The 15,583-nt window shown below is 42.5% G+C and carries 17 protein-coding genes; 11 read left to right on the top strand and 6 right to left on the bottom strand.

The window, feature by feature from the left end:
• Positions 1–92 precede the first annotated feature (92 nt).
• Entirely contained in the window at positions 93–1,526 is a 1,434-nt protein-coding gene (locus MKY17_RS27405; protein ID WP_098370225.1) for a phospholipase D family protein, read from the bottom strand.
• Positions 1,527–1,678: 152 nt separating this feature from the next.
• Here MKY17_RS27405 and MKY17_RS27400 point away from each other — a divergent pair, with 152 nt between their 5' ends.
• From MKY17_RS27400 to MKY17_RS27390, 3 genes are all read left to right on the top strand, one after another.
• Positions 1,679–2,359 (top strand): uracil-DNA glycosylase, encoded by a 681-nt coding sequence (locus MKY17_RS27400; protein WP_098370224.1) that lies wholly within the window; start codon positions 1,679–1,681, stop codon positions 2,357–2,359.
• A 192-nt stretch (positions 2,360–2,551) separates the two neighbouring features.
• Positions 2,552–2,887, top strand: a complete 336-nt coding sequence (locus tag MKY17_RS27395) for a YwdI family protein (RefSeq protein ID WP_063234197.1) — start codon at positions 2,552–2,554, stop codon at positions 2,885–2,887.
• A gap of 23 nt (positions 2,888–2,910) precedes the next feature.
• Entirely contained in the window at positions 2,911–3,279 is a 369-nt protein-coding gene (locus MKY17_RS27390; protein WP_098370223.1) for a DUF423 domain-containing protein, read from the top strand.
• Between the two features lie 75 nt (positions 3,280–3,354).
• Here the strand turns inward: MKY17_RS27390 and gerQ are convergent, their stop codons facing one another.
• Together gerQ and hemQ are read right to left on the bottom strand one after the other, a co-directional pair.
• On the bottom strand, positions 3,355–3,870 hold the full coding sequence (gene gerQ, locus MKY17_RS27385; protein ID WP_179890998.1) for a spore coat protein GerQ: 516 nt from the start codon (positions 3,868–3,870) through the stop codon (positions 3,355–3,357).
• Positions 3,871–4,283: 413 nt separating this feature from the next.
• Positions 4,284–5,033, bottom strand: coding sequence for a hydrogen peroxide-dependent heme synthase (gene hemQ / locus MKY17_RS27380; RefSeq protein ID WP_098370222.1), 750 nt, complete (start codon positions 5,031–5,033; stop codon positions 4,284–4,286).
• Between the two features lie 259 nt (positions 5,034–5,292).
• On the opposite strand from hemQ, the gene pta reads away from it, so the two are divergent.
• Positions 5,293–6,279, top strand: coding sequence for a phosphate acetyltransferase (pta, locus tag MKY17_RS27375; RefSeq protein WP_098370221.1), 987 nt, complete (start codon positions 5,293–5,295; stop codon positions 6,277–6,279).
• 34 nt (positions 6,280–6,313) lie between these two features.
• A complete protein-coding gene (locus MKY17_RS27370) occupies positions 6,314–7,162 on the top strand; it encodes a lipoate--protein ligase family protein (protein ID WP_098370220.1) in 849 nt (282 codons plus the stop codon).
• A gap of 226 nt (positions 7,163–7,388) precedes the next feature.
• On the opposite strand, the gene MKY17_RS27365 is transcribed toward MKY17_RS27370, so the two are convergent.
• Positions 7,389–8,135 carry an RsfA family transcriptional regulator gene (locus tag MKY17_RS27365; RefSeq protein ID WP_098370219.1) on the bottom strand — a complete coding sequence of 249 codons (747 nt, stop codon included), beginning with the start codon at positions 8,133–8,135 and terminating at the stop codon, positions 7,389–7,391.
• A gap of 291 nt (positions 8,136–8,426) precedes the next feature.
• On the opposite strand from MKY17_RS27365, the gene MKY17_RS27360 reads away from it, so the two are divergent.
• From MKY17_RS27360 to MKY17_RS27350, 3 genes are all read left to right on the top strand, one after another.
• The gene (locus MKY17_RS27360; protein ID WP_048683566.1) at positions 8,427–8,648 is read left to right on the top strand and encodes a DUF1450 domain-containing protein; all 222 of its coding nucleotides are present in this window, start codon (positions 8,427–8,429) and stop codon (positions 8,646–8,648) included.
• 236 nt (positions 8,649–8,884) lie between these two features.
• Positions 8,885–10,192, top strand: a complete 1,308-nt coding sequence (locus MKY17_RS27355; RefSeq protein WP_098370218.1) for an HD domain-containing protein — start codon at positions 8,885–8,887, stop codon at positions 10,190–10,192.
• Between the two features lie 32 nt (positions 10,193–10,224).
• A complete protein-coding gene (locus MKY17_RS27350; protein WP_076368383.1) occupies positions 10,225–10,734 on the top strand; it encodes a hypothetical protein in 510 nt (169 codons plus the stop codon).
• A gap of 29 nt (positions 10,735–10,763) precedes the next feature.
• On the opposite strand, the gene MKY17_RS27345 is transcribed toward MKY17_RS27350, so the two are convergent.
• On the bottom strand, positions 10,764–10,949 hold the full coding sequence (locus MKY17_RS27345; protein WP_034315897.1) for a 2-hydroxymuconate tautomerase: 186 nt from the start codon (positions 10,947–10,949) through the stop codon (positions 10,764–10,766).
• A gap of 157 nt (positions 10,950–11,106) precedes the next feature.
• Between MKY17_RS27345 and MKY17_RS27340 the strand changes: the two genes are divergently transcribed.
• Together MKY17_RS27340 and MKY17_RS27335 are read left to right on the top strand one after the other, a co-directional pair.
• On the top strand, positions 11,107–11,763 hold the full coding sequence (locus tag MKY17_RS27340) for a site-2 protease family protein (protein WP_098370339.1): 657 nt from the start codon (positions 11,107–11,109) through the stop codon (positions 11,761–11,763).
• A 41-nt stretch (positions 11,764–11,804) separates the two neighbouring features.
• Positions 11,805–12,314: a YwhD family protein gene (locus tag MKY17_RS27335; RefSeq protein WP_098370217.1), complete on the top strand. Its 510-nt coding sequence runs from the start codon at positions 11,805–11,807 to the stop codon at positions 12,312–12,314.
• Positions 12,315–12,464: 150 nt separating this feature from the next.
• On the opposite strand, the gene MKY17_RS27330 is transcribed toward MKY17_RS27335, so the two are convergent.
• On the bottom strand, positions 12,465–14,534 hold the full coding sequence (locus tag MKY17_RS27330; RefSeq protein ID WP_098370216.1) for a PBP1A family penicillin-binding protein: 2,070 nt from the start codon (positions 14,532–14,534) through the stop codon (positions 12,465–12,467).
• A gap of 207 nt (positions 14,535–14,741) precedes the next feature.
• On the opposite strand from MKY17_RS27330, the gene speE reads away from it, so the two are divergent.
• Positions 14,742–15,569, top strand: coding sequence for a spermidine synthase (gene speE / locus MKY17_RS27325; RefSeq protein WP_053348438.1), 828 nt, complete (start codon positions 14,742–14,744; stop codon positions 15,567–15,569).
• Positions 15,570–15,583: the final 14 nt, after the last annotated feature.

Raw genomic sequence — 15,583 nt, 5'->3', positions numbered from 1 at the left:
GTAAATGGAATCTTGCTTATCGTGGTTGTTGATTGGCTATAGTAGTATATAACCTTGTTTGGGCATCGATAAACATCATTTACCGAAATAATTTAGTAAGTGGTGAAGCGGAACACCTTTTGAATGCGATAGGTCAAATATTTGAAAACAGGTAGTTTCTTTTGATATTCACTATAATCTACAGTGTATGTTCCATCTTGATTTGTCCAAAGTCTTTGAAAATAGTTTTCTACATCATTAGAAACGTCCGCATCATTTGGAGCATGGATTTCAATATTAGCTTCAAGATTATAGTCATCTAGATTGCGTGAAGTGTAATTAGCCGATCCACCAAGAACAATCGTTTCTTTAGGCTTTTTGATCATCATCAGCTTTGTATGGAACTGTTCTTTTTCTGTTTTATACCAGCGGATCGAGATGTTATCATCCCCCAGTTTATCGAATTCAGCGGCAACTGGAAGATTAGGAAGTCCGATTTTTTCACTTCCGAACGCGTTTTGATTCGGATCCAATATCATTTGAATCTTCACACCGCGTTTAGCTGCATCCGTTAGCGACTCGACAACCTCGCGATCTGCAATGTAAAACATGGCAAGATGGATCTTGTCCCCTTTTTCTGTATCCCTTATTGACTTAAGGACATGTTTATTAATTTTTCCTTCCGTTAGCAATTGTACGGATATAGGTCCTTTATCTGCTGATGTCCCTTTGAACTCAGGAAATGACTTCGGTCCTCCCGAGAATTTCGAAGCGGCTTCTTCGGCTTTAACAAAATCTCCGATGATATTCCCATCCATCTGGAACGCAATATTGGAATGGAATCCACTTGCGTCATGAGGATTGGCAGATGAGATGATGGCCGTTTTTTCAGTAGCGACCACTTTTCTGTGATTGGCTTTGATATTCATCAGTCTAAGATAAGAACGCAAGGTGACCTTTGGAGCGCTTTTTGCCATTGGATTCACAATCCAGCCTTTCCCGCTTTCACCGAACCATTGGAAAAAGGTCCGATATACACCTGAATAGAGAGGATTAGGATCCCGGAGGCGGTCTAAGTTGGTAACAATGACATCAATGCCATTTTTCTTCATCGTTTCCAATGCCTCTAGCTGGTAGGCATTATAGGAAGTATTCACTTCATCAGTAATGAAAATAACCTGGAGGCCAGGTTTCTTTTTCTTTTGTTCAACCAGATTATCCTTCAGAGTCTCGGTTAGCTTCGGGAAGTTTATCTTTTCATCATAAAAAGCATTAAACAAAAACATGTCGATTACGATATAAGAATCAGCCTCTTCTATGGCTTGATTTATGGTTCGGAAAATTCGCTGCTCATGTTGCATATCCCCTTGTTCATCGTGATAGGAAAGGTCATAGATGAAATCGATATCCTTGACATGGTGAACCTTTCCTTCATAGGAAATACCATCGGGGAGAGGCTTGTAGCTGTTATAGACGATTACGAGTGCAATGACGATCAAAATGCTGACAAGCAGATAAAATCGTTTTCTTTTGTACCATTTTTTCATAGGGAATCCTCCAACATGGTTAAATTGCTTGCTAACTTTCTACTTTCCCACTTTTGGGGTATATAGAAACATAAATCGTAATCTATGGAAAAAGACAAGGCGATGTAGTTTGATATAATGTAGTTTCAAAAAGTGGAGAGGTGCTGTGGCAGATGGCAAAGCAGTTATTAACAAATGATTGGTGGCCTCTATTGAAAGAGGAATTCAAAAAAGAATATTACCAGGAGCTAAGGGAATTCATAAAGCAAGAGTACAGTCAGCAAGTCGTTCATCCCGATCAGGACGATATTTTCAATGCACTTCACTATACTCCTTATGAAGAAGTAAAGGTTGTCATCCTTGGACAGGACCCTTACCATGGCCCTGGTCAAGCGCATGGCCTTAGTTTTTCAGTTAAGCCGGAGGTTCGCATCCCACCTTCTTTAAGAAATATTTTTAAAGAGTTACACACCGATCTAGGCTATGAGGTTCCGAATAATGGTTACCTAGTCGAATGGGCAAAACAGGGAGTGCTTCTATTGAATACCGTCATGACTGTTCGTGAGGGAGAGGCAAACTCACACCGCGGAAAAGGATGGGAAATCTTTACGAATCAAGTTATTCGCCTATTGAATGACCGTCCGAAACCTGTTGTATTCATCCTGTGGGGGAAACCTGCACAAACCAAAATCCCTTTGATTGATGAGACCCGTCATAAAATCATTAAGTCCGTACATCCAAGTCCGCTGTCGGCTTCCCGTGGTTTCTTTGGCACCAAACCTTTTTCCACAACAAATCAATTGCTGATGGAAATGGGGGAATCCCCAATTGATTGGAAAATCTCGAACCGATGATATGGGCAAGAAAACGAAACGGGTGAATTGTATGGCGTGCCGTCATTTCTATATAACTTGGGATCCCAGTTTTCCAAAGGGCTGCCGTGCTTTTCAATTTAAAACATCAAACCAGCCTTCTCTTGATGTCTTTCATTCTTCAGGACAGCCATGCATGAAATTTCAGGCCAAGCCAATTAAGAGGTAGGAAATATGCAAGGTGTTTTCTTCTCTGATTTTTGCTATGCTAGTTATGATAGTTTTGACCTGTATATAGACGAGGTGGTAAAGTTGGATATTTCATCAAGACAAATGTTGGATAAAATTGAAGAGCTTGTTTTAAAAGCGAAACAGGCAAATTCAGAGGATAAGGTGCAGGGGTATGTAATCGCCATTAAGTCCCTTTGTGAAGTAATGGTGGATGAAAAAGCAGCGAACATCAGCATACCGAAGCCAATCACATTGACCCAGCCCGTTATGTCGGCTACACCGAATGTAGAACCGGTTAAAATGGATGAGGCCAATGGGGAGTCCTTGTTCGATTTTTAAATTAGGGAAGGGGAGCGAAATAATTGAAACTGTTCATCATTTTAGGTGCATTGAATGGGTTTATTGCTGTGGCACTAGGTGCATTCGGTGCACACGGACTGGAAGGGAAAATTCCTGATAAATATTTAGAAACCTGGCAAACCGCTGTTCAATATCAAATGTTCCATGCGGTGGGTTTATTGGTAATTGGAATATTGGCTGGGAAGATTTCAAGTCCGCTGATCAACTGGTCCGGCTGGCTTATGCTAATAGGAATTATCCTGTTTTCCGGAAGCCTATTCGTTCTAAGCGTTACGCAAATCAAAGTCCTTGGTGCCATCACACCGCTTGGCGGGGTTTCATTCTTGGTTGCTTGGGTCTTAATGATCATTGCTGCATATAAATACTTGTAAAGAAAAAAGTCATTCCAATATAAGAAGAGCCTCAAAATCAAATAGATTCTGAGGCTCTTCTTTATTGGATTTTAATCACCTTGGCGAATAGGTGGTAAGCCCAGCGCCTCCAAATGGATATTCATATTCGATTTCTTCATCAAACGATATATAATCTAAGTATACCATCGGGATTAAGTATCGTTTTCCCGTTTGAGGATCGCTTATGATTAAGTGATCGCGTCCTGCAGCCTCGATGATTCCTTTGAAGATCTTGGCATTCCATTCCTTGTTGTTTTCAAACGTTGTATAAACAGTGGCCAATTTCCCTTTATTCAAACGCAAGATGTTCTCGATGTACGACTGTTCGACCGGAAGCATGCCGGGTATCTGTGGTCCGGAAGTGGCTGGACTCACCTGCATCGGCACTGGTTGTGGCGTGCCTGCCATAGTGGGCTGTTGTGGCTGGTATGATGGTTGTTGGTATCCTTGCTGTGGGTAACCTTGTTGCGGGTTAGGATTCTGCTGCCTTAGTTCAGGCTCATTATTCTCATAGGGGTAATAGGGGCTTCCCCCGTACGGGTAGTTACCATAAGGATTATTTTGTGACATTGCATTCCCTCCTAAATTCAAGGTTTAGTTGATGCTGTGGAATTTGGACAATCCAAGAGTGTGGACTGGGAGAAACTGTGAGATTTATAGCGACCGGTAGTATTGTATATGTTTTCTGGACAATCCCCGGGTGGCTTAAAAAACCACAATGAAAGTTAAGCGATACATAACGGCTGCCGTTAATGATATAAACCATACCCTTTTGCGGCCAATGAATAGAAGTAACGTTCCTTCACCTCGCTGGAGTCAGGAATTGCCTTGATCAATTTTCCTGAAGCTGAATGGGACTGTGAAAAAATAAATTCATCACTATTGAAAATGTATGGGATGTGGATTGGATTTATTCCATAGCTTGGGAAAAATAAAAAGGAGGGGACGCAAAAAAAGCTTCCGGAAACCGGAAGCCCATCGTCTTATACGTATAGGAATGAAGGTACGTTTTCTTCCGGCAGGATATTGCCTACAAAGAAAGAACCAAATGCAGCGTAACGTGCACTCACTTCATCAAAACGCATTTCATAGATTAATTTTTTAAATTGAAGGACATCATCTGCGAATAGTGTAACGCCCCATTCATAATCGTCAAAACCGACAGAACCCGAAATGATTTGTTTCACTTTACCGGCATAACTGCGGCCAATCAAGCCGTGGGAACGCATTAAGCCTTTGCGCTCTTCCATGGAAAGCATATACCAGTTATCATCGCCATCACGACGCTTGTCCATTGGATAGAAGCACACATGTTTCGCTTTTGGAAGTATCGGATAAAGTCTTGAACGGACATGAGGGTTCTGGTAAGGGTCCTCACCATCTCCTCCAGCTAAGTAATTGCTTAATTCCACGACGGAAACGTATGAATAAGCAGGAACTGTATATTCCGCAAGCTTCGTTTTGTTGAATTCGTTTTCAATTGCATTCAATTCCTCCATGGTTGGGCGGGCAAACATAAGCATGAAGTCCGCTTTCTGACCAACGATGGAATATAGGGCATGGCTGCCTTCATTGTCGCTTTGTGTCATATTCCATTTATCCACTAAACCTTGGAATTCTGAGATGGCCAATTGGCGTTCGTCGCTTGATAACGTTTTCCAAGAAGCCCAGTCGATCAGACGGAAATCATGTAAACAATACCAGCCGTCCAGTGTTTGTGCTGCTTCACTCATTACGATCACTCCTAAGTCTTATTATAACTTTAATATAACATAGTTTCAGTATAAGGAAATTTATATCAACCCGCAAACACCATCACTGTTTTTCGGTGTTCAAACAATTTTCAAATTTGCGGATTGGCAGGGGACCAAAGTGGCTGGAAATTACCTGGCTGCTAGAGTATTCTTAAAAGAAGACGACTATGGATTTTCACCGGATGGTTAAATATAGAAGGAAATAGGGAAAACGTATCTAAAAAAGGAGGAAGAGCCAATGGGTGATTTATTTGAAATATTGGAAGCGAAAGTTATGGGGCATAATTTAAAGATCGTTTTTCCAGAAGGGCTGGATGAACGGATTTTGGGAGCGGCAGCAAGGCTTGCCAAAGCTAAACTGGTGACACCGGTATTGATCGGGGATATCGGGTCGATTCAAGAGAAGGCAAAAGATATGAAAATCTCCCTTGATGCAATCGAAATATATGATCCGAAGAATTATATCATGATGGACGAAATGGTTGAAGCGTTCGTGAAGGTCCGTGAGGGTAAAGCGACCGAGGTACAAGCACGTGAAATCTTAATGGATGAGAACTACTTTGGAACCATGCTCGTCCATATGAAACAGGCACATGGAATGGTGAGTGGTGCAACGCATTCGACTGCCGATACGGTTCGTCCCGCCTTAAGGATCATAAAAACAAAGCCAGGCGTCCAAAAAACATCGGGAGTATTCATCATGGTCCGGGATGAAGAAAAATATGTGTTCGCGGATTGTGCGATCAATATAAACCCCAATTCCCAAGACCTGGCTGAAATTGCTATAGAAAGTGCGAAGACTGCACTAATGTTCGATATCGAACCGCGTGTGGCAATGCTGAGCTTTTCGACGAAGGGGTCGGCAACATCCCCCGAAACCTTAAAAGTGGCTGATGCTGTCGATTTGGCAAAAGAAATGGACCCTGAAGTAATTCTTGATGGGGAATTTCAGTTTGACGCGGCTTTCGTTCCTTCGGTAGCAAGAAAAAAAGCGCCGGATTCCCTTATTCAGGGGGATGCGAATGTTTTTATTTTCCCAAGTCTCGAAGCAGGGAACATTAGCTATAAGATGGTACAGCGCTTGGGTGGCTTCGAAGCGGTCGGTCCGATCCTACAGGGGCTGAACCGTCCGGTGAATGACCTTTCGAGGGGATGCAGTGAAGAGGATGTATATAAACTGGCTGTCATTACAGCGGCACAGGGATTTGTGGCGCAGTATCAATAGGCAGCTTGAGGATTAAATGTAGAGGGAGATTCGTATGAGTGAAACAGATTCATTATTAATGCAGCAAGAGTGGAGGATTATTGATCAGTCTTCCGTTGGACCTCAGTTTCCAGCTCTGGAGTCCTTTGCGATGGATGATACATTTTGTGCTTCTGTAGGGGCAGGTAATTCAGCGGCCGTAGCCAGGGCGTGGGTACATCATCGAACCATCGTCATGGGTATACAGGATACGAAGTTGCCTTTTCTTAAAAAGGGTTTGGATCATTTAGAAGAACATGGTTTTCAGGCCATCGTGAGGAATTCCGGAGGGCTGGCAGTCGTGCTGGATGAGGGTGTCCTTAATTTGTCGCTCATTTTTCCTGAAAACGAGCAGAAAATTGAAATCAATCGTGGATATGATGCGATGTGGGAGCTTGTCCAATTGATGTTTGCCGATTTCCCGGTCACGATGGAGGCAAGGGAAATCGTCGGTTCCTATTGTCCTGGAAGTTATGATTTAAGTATAAATGGGCAAAAGTTTGCCGGTATATCCCAACGCAGGATTCGCAATGGCGTAGCGGTGCAAATCTATTTGTGTGTCAATGGAAGCGGGGCTGAACGTGCCAGTCTCGTGAAGGGTTTTTATGATGCAGCTAAAGGAAATGAAGAAACCAAATTCGCTTATCCCGATATCGTCCCTTCGGTAATGGCGTCCCTAACGGAATTGTTGGGCGTGCAATTGAGTGTTCAGGACGTTATGCTCAGATTCCTGCATGTATTGAAGGAACATAGCGAAAGGATATTCTCTGACACTCTTTCCGTTCAGGAATGGCCGATGTATGAGGCATACTTGACAAGAGTGATGGAACGCAATGATAAAGTATTCGATGCATTAAAGGATTGATATGAAAGAAGCCGTTCCGGTAATTCAGGAACGGCTTTTTCATTAAATACGACTTTAGCATTCACTGAAACTTTAAAAGGCCTGTATGATAGGCGGAGATATTATTGATTCTTTCTTGAAACAATGAAAAAAAGAGCCTTGTCGGCTCCCTTTTTTAAGATAAACATGGGTGAAACGGCCTTTGGCATGTGGTTGATCTATTATAACTGAACCCCACATTATCTTATTACTCGGCCATTTTTTCCAAATTGCCATTCCGGTCCATCTTGAACTTCGTTGCCGGACGTTCCTCTTCCTCTAACAAGACCAGCTTTCTTGCTCGATTCATGATATTCATCAAAGTTTCATAATCTTCCTGCATCAAGCCGCTGTTTTGTTCCAGGTGGCTGATTTTATTCTCCAAATCTTCGTTTCGCTTTTTCAGCCCTTTAATTTCAAGCTTCAATCTTTCATTTTCGGTTTTTAATACTTCAGCTTGAAGCATGCGGCCGTTCATAGATTCCAAATAGGCGATGACGGCATCAAGGCTCATGGCCGTTTCCAAAGTCACTGGTGTTTGCTGTGTCATAGGAGCGAGGGCTTCAGCCACGACGAATTCCTCTGCTGCTTCATAATTGGTAGTATCGACTTCGGACTTCAACTCTAGTTCCTCTTCTTGTACATGGGGAACCATTATGTCGGAAATCGTTGGGGACGGCGGTGTATAAAGAAGCCGTTTTTTCCCTCCTTGATCTTTTCCAAGGATCCTTTGCCGCTGCTTACGCTGTTTCTTGGCTAGGGAAAGCGCCTTATCATAATTATGGCGGACAACTGCATTCCAGCGGAATCCGCATGCTGCAGAGGTGCGATTCAACTTATCTCCTACCTCTTCAAAAGCATTAAGCTGAGTGCTGCCTTCCCGCACATGGCGCAATACCGTTTCAGCCAAAAGCAAATCATCTTCTTCTGTCCAGGCGTCTTGACGAACCTTCATTTCTACATACTCCCTTTCTGGTAACTTTTAAAATAAATAACTATATAAAATATCGTGTGGCAGTGATTTATGGAGTGTTCTACTAGCATTTTGGACAAAATCTGGATTTTTTATACAAAAAGGTTAAAAGGATACTAGTTTTTTGATTAATTACATCCTTTTACAGCGGCTGCCCTTTCCTTTTCACATGTTCAAGCCCTCTTGATATTCATAAGTAGAAGCGGTAAAATACCCTTTAGTCATATAAATGGATGAAAAATAGTTTGTCATGGAAAGGATGGTGACCGGAGGATGTCCAATGAATTCAGAGTGTGCGATGACTGCTTGGCGGTAAACATTAAAACATTGATCCCGCGTCTTGAAAAGCTTGATCCCGACGCGAAAATTGAAGTGGGCTGTCAATCCTATTGCGGTCCTGGCAGAAAGAAGTCTTTTGCCTTTGTCAATAACCGTCCAGTTGCTGCACCGACAGAAGACGAGTTACTAGATAAAATCAATAAAAAACTAAAGTAGGATCCATGATATATAGGTAGAGTGGATTGTTTGCTTATGATAAATGGAACAAGTAATCATCACCCAGATTCAACACACTGCGGTGATTTTTTATTTTCTTATTTTCAAGACAAAATCAGACCGAAACTTCCGTTTTCTTACAAAAGGACCCCTCTTACTAGCAAGGTGGATGTTAGGGTTTTTTGTCAAAACACGCTATAATGAGTGCATCGAGATTATGAAAAAGAGGGTAGTTCATGGAATATTCCGGCGAAAAATTACAAGAAGAAAAAGTATTCAAGGACCCGGTGCACCGATATATACATGTTCGTGACCGGGTCATATGGGATTTAATAGGGACGAAGGAATTCCAGCGTCTTAGAAGGATCAAACAGCTGGGGACGACTTATTTGACCTTTCATGGTGCGGAACATAGCCGGCTTAGCCATTCGCTTGGAGTATATGAGATTGTCCGGAGAATCGTGGATGATGTTTTCGAGGGCAGACCGGAATGGAAACCCGAGGAACGGCTACTATCCTTGTGCGCAGCACTGCTGCATGATTTGGGTCATGGTCCTTTCTCTCATTCTTTTGAAAAAGTGTTTGACCTGGATCATGAGCAATTCACACGGCAAATAATCCTCGGCGATACGGAAGTGAATAAGATCCTCCTTAGAGTTGGACGTGATTTTCCTAAAAAAGTGGCAGAAGTCATAGCGAAAACCTATAAAGGCAAATTAGTAGTCAGCTTGATTTCAAGTCAGATCGATGCTGATAGAATGGATTATTTACAGCGTGATGCTTACTTCACTGGCGTTAGTTATGGACATTTCGATATGGAAAGGCTTTTGCGTGTAATGAGGCCAAGGGAAGAACATGCCGTCATAAAGCAAAGCGGGATGCATGCGGTTGAGGATTATATCATGAGTCGTTACCAAATGTACTGGCAGGTTTATTTCCATCCAGTTACGAGAAGTGCGGAGGTCATACTTACCAAGATTCTGCATAGGGCGAAACATTTATATGAATCCGGTTATGAGTTTGCTCAAGAACCGCACCATTTTTATTCATTGTTCAAGGGAGAAGTGACTTTAAATGACTACTTGAAAATGGATGAAGCGGTGATGCTCTATTATTTCGAAGCATGGGAAGAGGAGAACGATGCGATTTTAAAAGATTTATGCACTCGCTTCGTTAACCGTAAATTATTTAAATATGTTGAATTCCATCCATCGAACAGTCAAATGAACAGGTTGATGGAATTAAGGACGCTATTCAAGAAGGCAGGCATCGATCCGGATTATTATCTTGTCGTCGATTCTTCTTCAGATCTGCCGTATGATTTTTACCGGCCAGGTGAGGAAGAGGAGAGACTGCCGATTCACTTGCTGAAAAATAATGGCGAAATTCGTGAATTATCGCGTGAATCCGAAATTGTCGATGCAATTTCAGGGAAAAGAAGAACGGATCATAAGTTGTATTATCCAGCGGATTTATTGCGTGATGAATCTACGAAGAAAAATATAAAAAAACAGATTCGCAAGCTTTTAGAGCTATCGGATTAAAGTGGTACATTTTTGGTGAGGAGTGACGAGCCTTGTTTAAGGATCATGCAAACATAATCAATGCAATTTCTACTGCAGGTGAAATCTCGGGTCGGAAAAAATTACAAAAAATCGTTTATATCGCAAAAAAGCTGTCCTTCCCATTTCATGAAAAGTTCCAGTTTCACTTTTATGGACCGTATTCGGAGGAGTTGACCTTACGGATTGAAGAGCTCTGCGAGATGGGTTACTTGAATGAAGTGAGGGAAAAAAAAGCAGGCTATTATCAATATTGTTATTCGATAACGGATGCCGGCCAGGATTTCCTATCCATTCAGGAAGTGGAGATGCCGGCACTCGAGGCATGCCTACTGGATATGAACGAACAGAATGCCCGGTTTTTGGAGCTGGTTTCAACGGTGTTATACTTCGACACGCTTGAAAAAGAGGAAGTCACCGAGAAAATTTTCACGCTGAAAAGCAAACAAAAATATACGCTTGAAGAAATTGATGAGGCATATGAATATATTGAGCAGTTAAAAACAAAAGCTAAGCCGAATTGATGGCTTAGCTTTTCCCCATTATGTAAATCTTATAAATCGCTTTTACGGACACCGGCTACTGCTAAATGATTTTTTGACATTTCTTCAATGAAAATCGTCACGGCTTCAGCTGGTGCGCCAGTTGTTTCCGTAACGGCTGCAGTCACCTTTTCGACTAAAGCCTTTTTTTGTTCGTCTGTACGGCCTTCAAGCATTTTGACTGTTACATATGGCATCTCTTTTCCCCCCTTCCTCTCTTATCTTGTAGTGTTTCACAATGGAAAAAGAATTGCAAGACACGGAAGTCAGAGTTTTTTCACTTCTTGGACTTTTGATGTATACTAACGGTAATAAACAATGGGGGAGAAGCTATCGATGGAATTCTTTGATCAAATAGAACAGTTTTTGGCTTATAGGTTGGAAGAACTTCCATATGTCATTGTGTCACTGTTAATCGCATTTACGGTTCATGAATTTTCCCATGCTTATGTGGCCTATAAGTTCGGTGACCCGACTGCAAAGAATGAAGGAAGAGTCACATTGAATCCGATTTCTCATTTGGATCCGATCGGAACATTGCTGATATTAATAGCCGGATTTGGTTGGGCTAGACCTGTACCGGTTAATCGTTTTCATTTCAAGAATCCAAAATTGGCAGGAGTGCTCGTCTCTTTTGCCGGTCCGTTCAGTAATTTGATTGTTGCAATTTTGGGTTTTTTAATTTTTTACGGATTGCTTGCAGCAGGCGTTGGACCTGATTTACCGTTTTTCGTCGAGCCCTTCTTAAATATACTCATAAATTTAAATGTCCTTTTATTTGTATTTAATCTGATACCGCTGCCGCCGCTCGATGGTTATAGGATCGTACAGGATCTTGTTTCAGCGGACTTGCGGGCAAAAATGACCCAGTATGAACAATATGGCTCCCTGATTTTTTTGATTTTGATCATCACACCGCTGAGCGATTATACAATTAGACCGATTATGGATACCGGTATTAAATTTGTGGGAGGCATCCTGAGTCAATTTTTTTCACTTTTGTTTTTTTAACCAATAATAAGGAATGACAAACGATAAAGGGGGATACAAACATGGAAGAACAACCAAAGAAAAAGGTAGGCTTCAATATTATAAAAAACGACCCTACAGAAGGTCATGGCGGATATGGAGCAGGGGTGTTAACGCTCGATAATATTTCTCCGGTCATCATTGATGTGGATGCAGGTGAAGCAGAGGTCGATATCGGCGCGATGCATGCCAGAAGTGCAGTGGAAAAAGGGATCAAGTTTTTAAAAACTAAAGAGGAAGTCCCGAATGCTAAACCTTACTGGCTTGTTTGGGTGACCATTGAAGCAACTCAAAACGGTCCGCACTATGCAGGTGTAACAGCATGTGAAATGAAGGTCGACAGGTCAATTAGACGCGGTTACAAGTCGCTTCCGGAACATGTCAACAGGATGGATAAGTCGCTGAAACGAAAAATCATCGTCGAGGACATGGACGATAAATCAAAGCGTGTGCTTGCAGACTTCCTGAAAAATCATGATGCAGGAATGTGGGAGCGCTCTTCAGATCAGCTGAAGGAGTCATTGACGGTTTGAATCTCGTTTAATGGATGAAATGTTAAGTTTAGTGAAAAATGCACTTGTAGGAAAGCGATAAAATCAGTAAACTTAAAGACAGCAGTTTAGTCACTGTGGAACTAGGACAGAAAAACCCCCGAAGCCGCTGCCGGCTTCGGGGGTTTTTCGTTATCCCCAAGGTTTTAGGACTTTTTTGTACCACGGGGCCTTTTTATGTTCTTCTTCTTTTGGGGCATGTTTCGGATTCTCACCCTTAAAGTGCTCGGCACAGTATTCGACAGGCTCGGTGCCTTTAACATAATAAGTCAATCTTGAGACAGGACAATCCTTTGTGGCCAATTTTCCGCTTACGGGATTCACGTTTACCCCGATTACGTTTTTGGTTTCCTTAAACGCTTTTGCCGGTTTCCCTTGCAGGCCCTTCTCCATATAGGAAGCCCAGATTTTCTTTGCATAGCCTTTTTCAGCAGGGATCTCGATCTTTTTACCTTGATCATATCCAGTCCATACTCCTGCAACAAGCCCCGGTGTGTAACCAATCATCCAGCTATCCGTCGGGGTGGAGCCTGATTTGCCGGCATATGGGCGAGTCAGCTGGGAACTGATGGTGCTGCCGGTCACTTTCGTATAGCCATTTAAGGTTTCATCGAAAACACCTGTAAGCATCTGGGTCATGACAAATGCCTTGTCCTCATCCAAAATCTGTTCCGGTTTCTCATTTTCATCAAAAATCACTTCACCTTTTTGATTTTCAACCTTTTTGATAAACACGGGTTTAACCTTTTTGCCGCCGTTAGCCAGAATGCTATATGCGTTCACCATTTCAATCGCCCTTACACCTGACGTACCGAGTGCCAGGGAAGGAACCGCATCCATCTTGGCCGTGATTCCGAAACGATGCGCCGTATCGACCAATGTCTGTTCCCCAAGGAACAAGTGCGTTTTTACGGCGAAGATATTATCGGAAAGAGCAATGGCCTGGGCCATCGTGATTTCGCCTTCCGCATATTGATGGTTGTAATTATGCGGTGTGTAAGATGAGTGACCATCATCGAAAGAAAATGTAGTTGTCTCGCTTTTTAAGGTGGTGGACGGTGTGAAACCGTTCTCCAGCGCTGAATAGTATAGCAATGGCTTCATGGTTGAACCAGGCTGGCGAACGGCCTGTGTAGCCCGATTGAATGGTGACTCGGAATAATCTTTACCGCCGACCAGCGCACGGACCTCCCCGGTATCCGGATTCATTGCCACGATCGAGGCTTGAATGCCTGAAGACTTGGGTATGGTATTGGAAAGAACCTCTTCGGCAGCATCCTGCTGGGTTTCGTCCAGTGTGGTATAGACCCTAAGCCCGCCGAGCTCGATCGTCCGGTCATCCAAATGAAGCTGAGACTTTAAAGCTTGTTTGACGGCATCTTGGAAATAGGGAGCGGTCTTATTAGTGACCGTTCCGTGCTCTCCCTTTAATGTAAGGGATGTTCGCAACGCTTCCGCGATATTTTTTCCTGAAATGTAGTTTTTGTTTTTCATGGCTTGCAGGACAACTTTCTGCCTTGATTTCGCTTTTTCAAAGTTATCCAATGGTGAATAGTTTGACGGCCCTTTTGGTATTCCAGCCAGCATGCTCGCTTCAGGAAGAGTCAAATCCTTGGCATCCTTGCCAAAGTAATATTGACTTGCAGCTTGGGCTCCATATGCGCCGTGGCCATAGTAAATCGTATTTAAATAGCCTTCTAGAATTTCCTTTTTGGAGTAGTTCATTTCTAAACGTATCGTATAAAAGGCCTCATTAAACTTACGCGACCACGTTTTGTCATGCCCAAGAAACAGGTTCCTGGCATACTGCTGGGTAATGGTGCTTGCACCCTGGACTTTGGACATTGCCTTAATATCAGCAAGGATGGCACCGCCGATCCGCTTTATATCAAATCCGTTATGAGTGTAAAACTGACGGTCCTCAACGGCGACAGTCGCTTTGATGAGCTGTGGCGAAATCGACTCCATTCCGGCCCAATAACGTTTCTGGCCATTATCTGTTTCACCGATCACATTTCCATCATCACTATAATAGAGAGTGGACTGCGGCACGACCAAGGGGGGAGGACCTAATATTTTTGCATAAATCAGTAAAGAGAGAAGCAATACAAAGAGTATCGTGAGCCCGATTGCGGCAAGGATGATGAAGGCCCGTACATATTTAGTTGTCCTTTTAAATCGTTCGCTTGGAATCAATTCCATTGCTTTCACCTCTCTTATCAGGTAAGAATCTAGTATCTATTACTATTATGGAAAAAAAAGAAAATTTTAAACATAAGAACTGCATTTATGAAATTTATCTTGCAATTCTGCTAGATTCGTCTATAATTTTTCTAGCTAATGACTATACCGATTTTGGGGAACCTATAAGGTGACTGACAATATGAAATGGAAAAGGAGCGTTAATAAATGAGCATTTGGTTTACTGAAAAACAAACAGAGAATTTTGGTATTACGATGAAAGTGAATCGTACTTTACATACGGAGCAAACTGAGTTTCAAAAGCTTGATATGATTGAAACGGAAGAGTGGGGCAATATGCTATTGCTGGATGACATGGTAATGACTTCACAGCGCGATGAGTTCGTTTACCATGAAATGGTAGCCCATGTTCCTTTATTTACCCATCCTAATCCAGAGAACGTTTTGGTTGTAGGTGGAGGGGACGGAGGAGTTATCCGTGAAATCCTAAAACACCCAAGTGTAAAAAAAGCTACATTGGTGGATATCGATGGGAAAGTTATCGAATACTCAAAGAAATTCCTGCCTGAGATTGCAGGCATGCTTGAAGATCCGCGTGTAGACGTACAAGTTGGGGATGGCTTCATGCACATCGCCAAAAGTGAAAATGAATATGACGTGATCATGGTTGACTCGACTGAACCTGTCGGACCTGCTGTCAATTTATTCACAAAAGGTTTTTATGCCGGGATTTCCAAAGCTTTGAAAGAAGACGGAATTTTTGTGGCACAATCCGACAACCCTTGGTTTAAAGCGGACTTAATTCGCGATGTACAACGTGATGTGAAAGAAATATTCCCGATCACCAGCCTGTATTTAGCGAATATCCCGACGTATCCAAGCGGCCTTTGGGCGTTCACGATCGGGTCGAAAAAATATAATCCATTAGAAGTGACTGAAGACCGTTTCCATGAAATAGAAACGAAATATTATACAAAAGAACTTCATAAAGCAGCTTTCGTACTGCCTAAATTCGTTCAAGATTTAGTGAAATAAGGGAGGCATGGACC

It is taken from the genome of Peribacillus sp. FSL P2-0133 (genome assembly GCF_037975445.1).
Taxonomy (GTDB): domain Bacteria; phylum Bacillota; class Bacilli; order Bacillales; family DSM-1321; genus Peribacillus; species Peribacillus simplex_E.
The sequence above is the reverse complement of the archived record's forward strand: the minus strand, read 5'-3'. Positions and strand labels throughout refer to the sequence as shown.

Bases quoted from the DNA above. Each gene is read 5' to 3' on its own strand.
- MKY17_RS27405 (WP_098370225.1), bottom strand. From the start codon at position 1,526: ATGAAAAAATGGTACAAAAGAAAACGATTTTATCTGCTTGTCAGCATT.
- MKY17_RS27400 (WP_098370224.1), top strand. From the start codon at position 1,679: ATGGCAAAGCAGTTATTAACAAATGATTGGTGGCCTCTATTGAAAGAG.
- MKY17_RS27395 (WP_063234197.1), top strand. From the start codon at position 2,552: ATGCAAGGTGTTTTCTTCTCTGATTTTTGCTATGCTAGTTATGATAGT.
- gerQ (WP_179890998.1), bottom strand. From the start codon at position 3,870: ATGTCACAAAATAATCCTTATGGTAACTACCCGTACGGGGGAAGCCCC.
- hemQ (WP_098370222.1), bottom strand. From the start codon at position 5,033: ATGAGTGAAGCAGCACAAACACTGGACGGCTGGTATTGTTTACATGAT.
- pta (WP_098370221.1), top strand. From the start codon at position 5,293: ATGGGTGATTTATTTGAAATATTGGAAGCGAAAGTTATGGGGCATAAT.
- MKY17_RS27370 (WP_098370220.1), top strand. From the start codon at position 6,314: ATGAGTGAAACAGATTCATTATTAATGCAGCAAGAGTGGAGGATTATT.
- MKY17_RS27365 (WP_098370219.1), bottom strand. From the start codon at position 8,135: ATGAAGGTTCGTCAAGACGCCTGGACAGAAGAAGATGATTTGCTTTTG.
- MKY17_RS27360 (WP_048683566.1), top strand. From the start codon at position 8,427: ATGTCCAATGAATTCAGAGTGTGCGATGACTGCTTGGCGGTAAACATT.
- MKY17_RS27355 (WP_098370218.1), top strand. From the start codon at position 8,885: ATGGAATATTCCGGCGAAAAATTACAAGAAGAAAAAGTATTCAAGGAC.
- MKY17_RS27345 (WP_034315897.1), bottom strand. From the start codon at position 10,949: ATGCCATATGTAACAGTCAAAATGCTTGAAGGCCGTACAGACGAACAA.
- MKY17_RS27335 (WP_098370217.1), top strand. From the start codon at position 11,805: ATGGAAGAACAACCAAAGAAAAAGGTAGGCTTCAATATTATAAAAAAC.
- MKY17_RS27330 (WP_098370216.1), bottom strand. From the start codon at position 14,534: ATGGAATTGATTCCAAGCGAACGATTTAAAAGGACAACTAAATATGTA.
- speE (WP_053348438.1), top strand. From the start codon at position 14,742: ATGAGCATTTGGTTTACTGAAAAACAAACAGAGAATTTTGGTATTACG.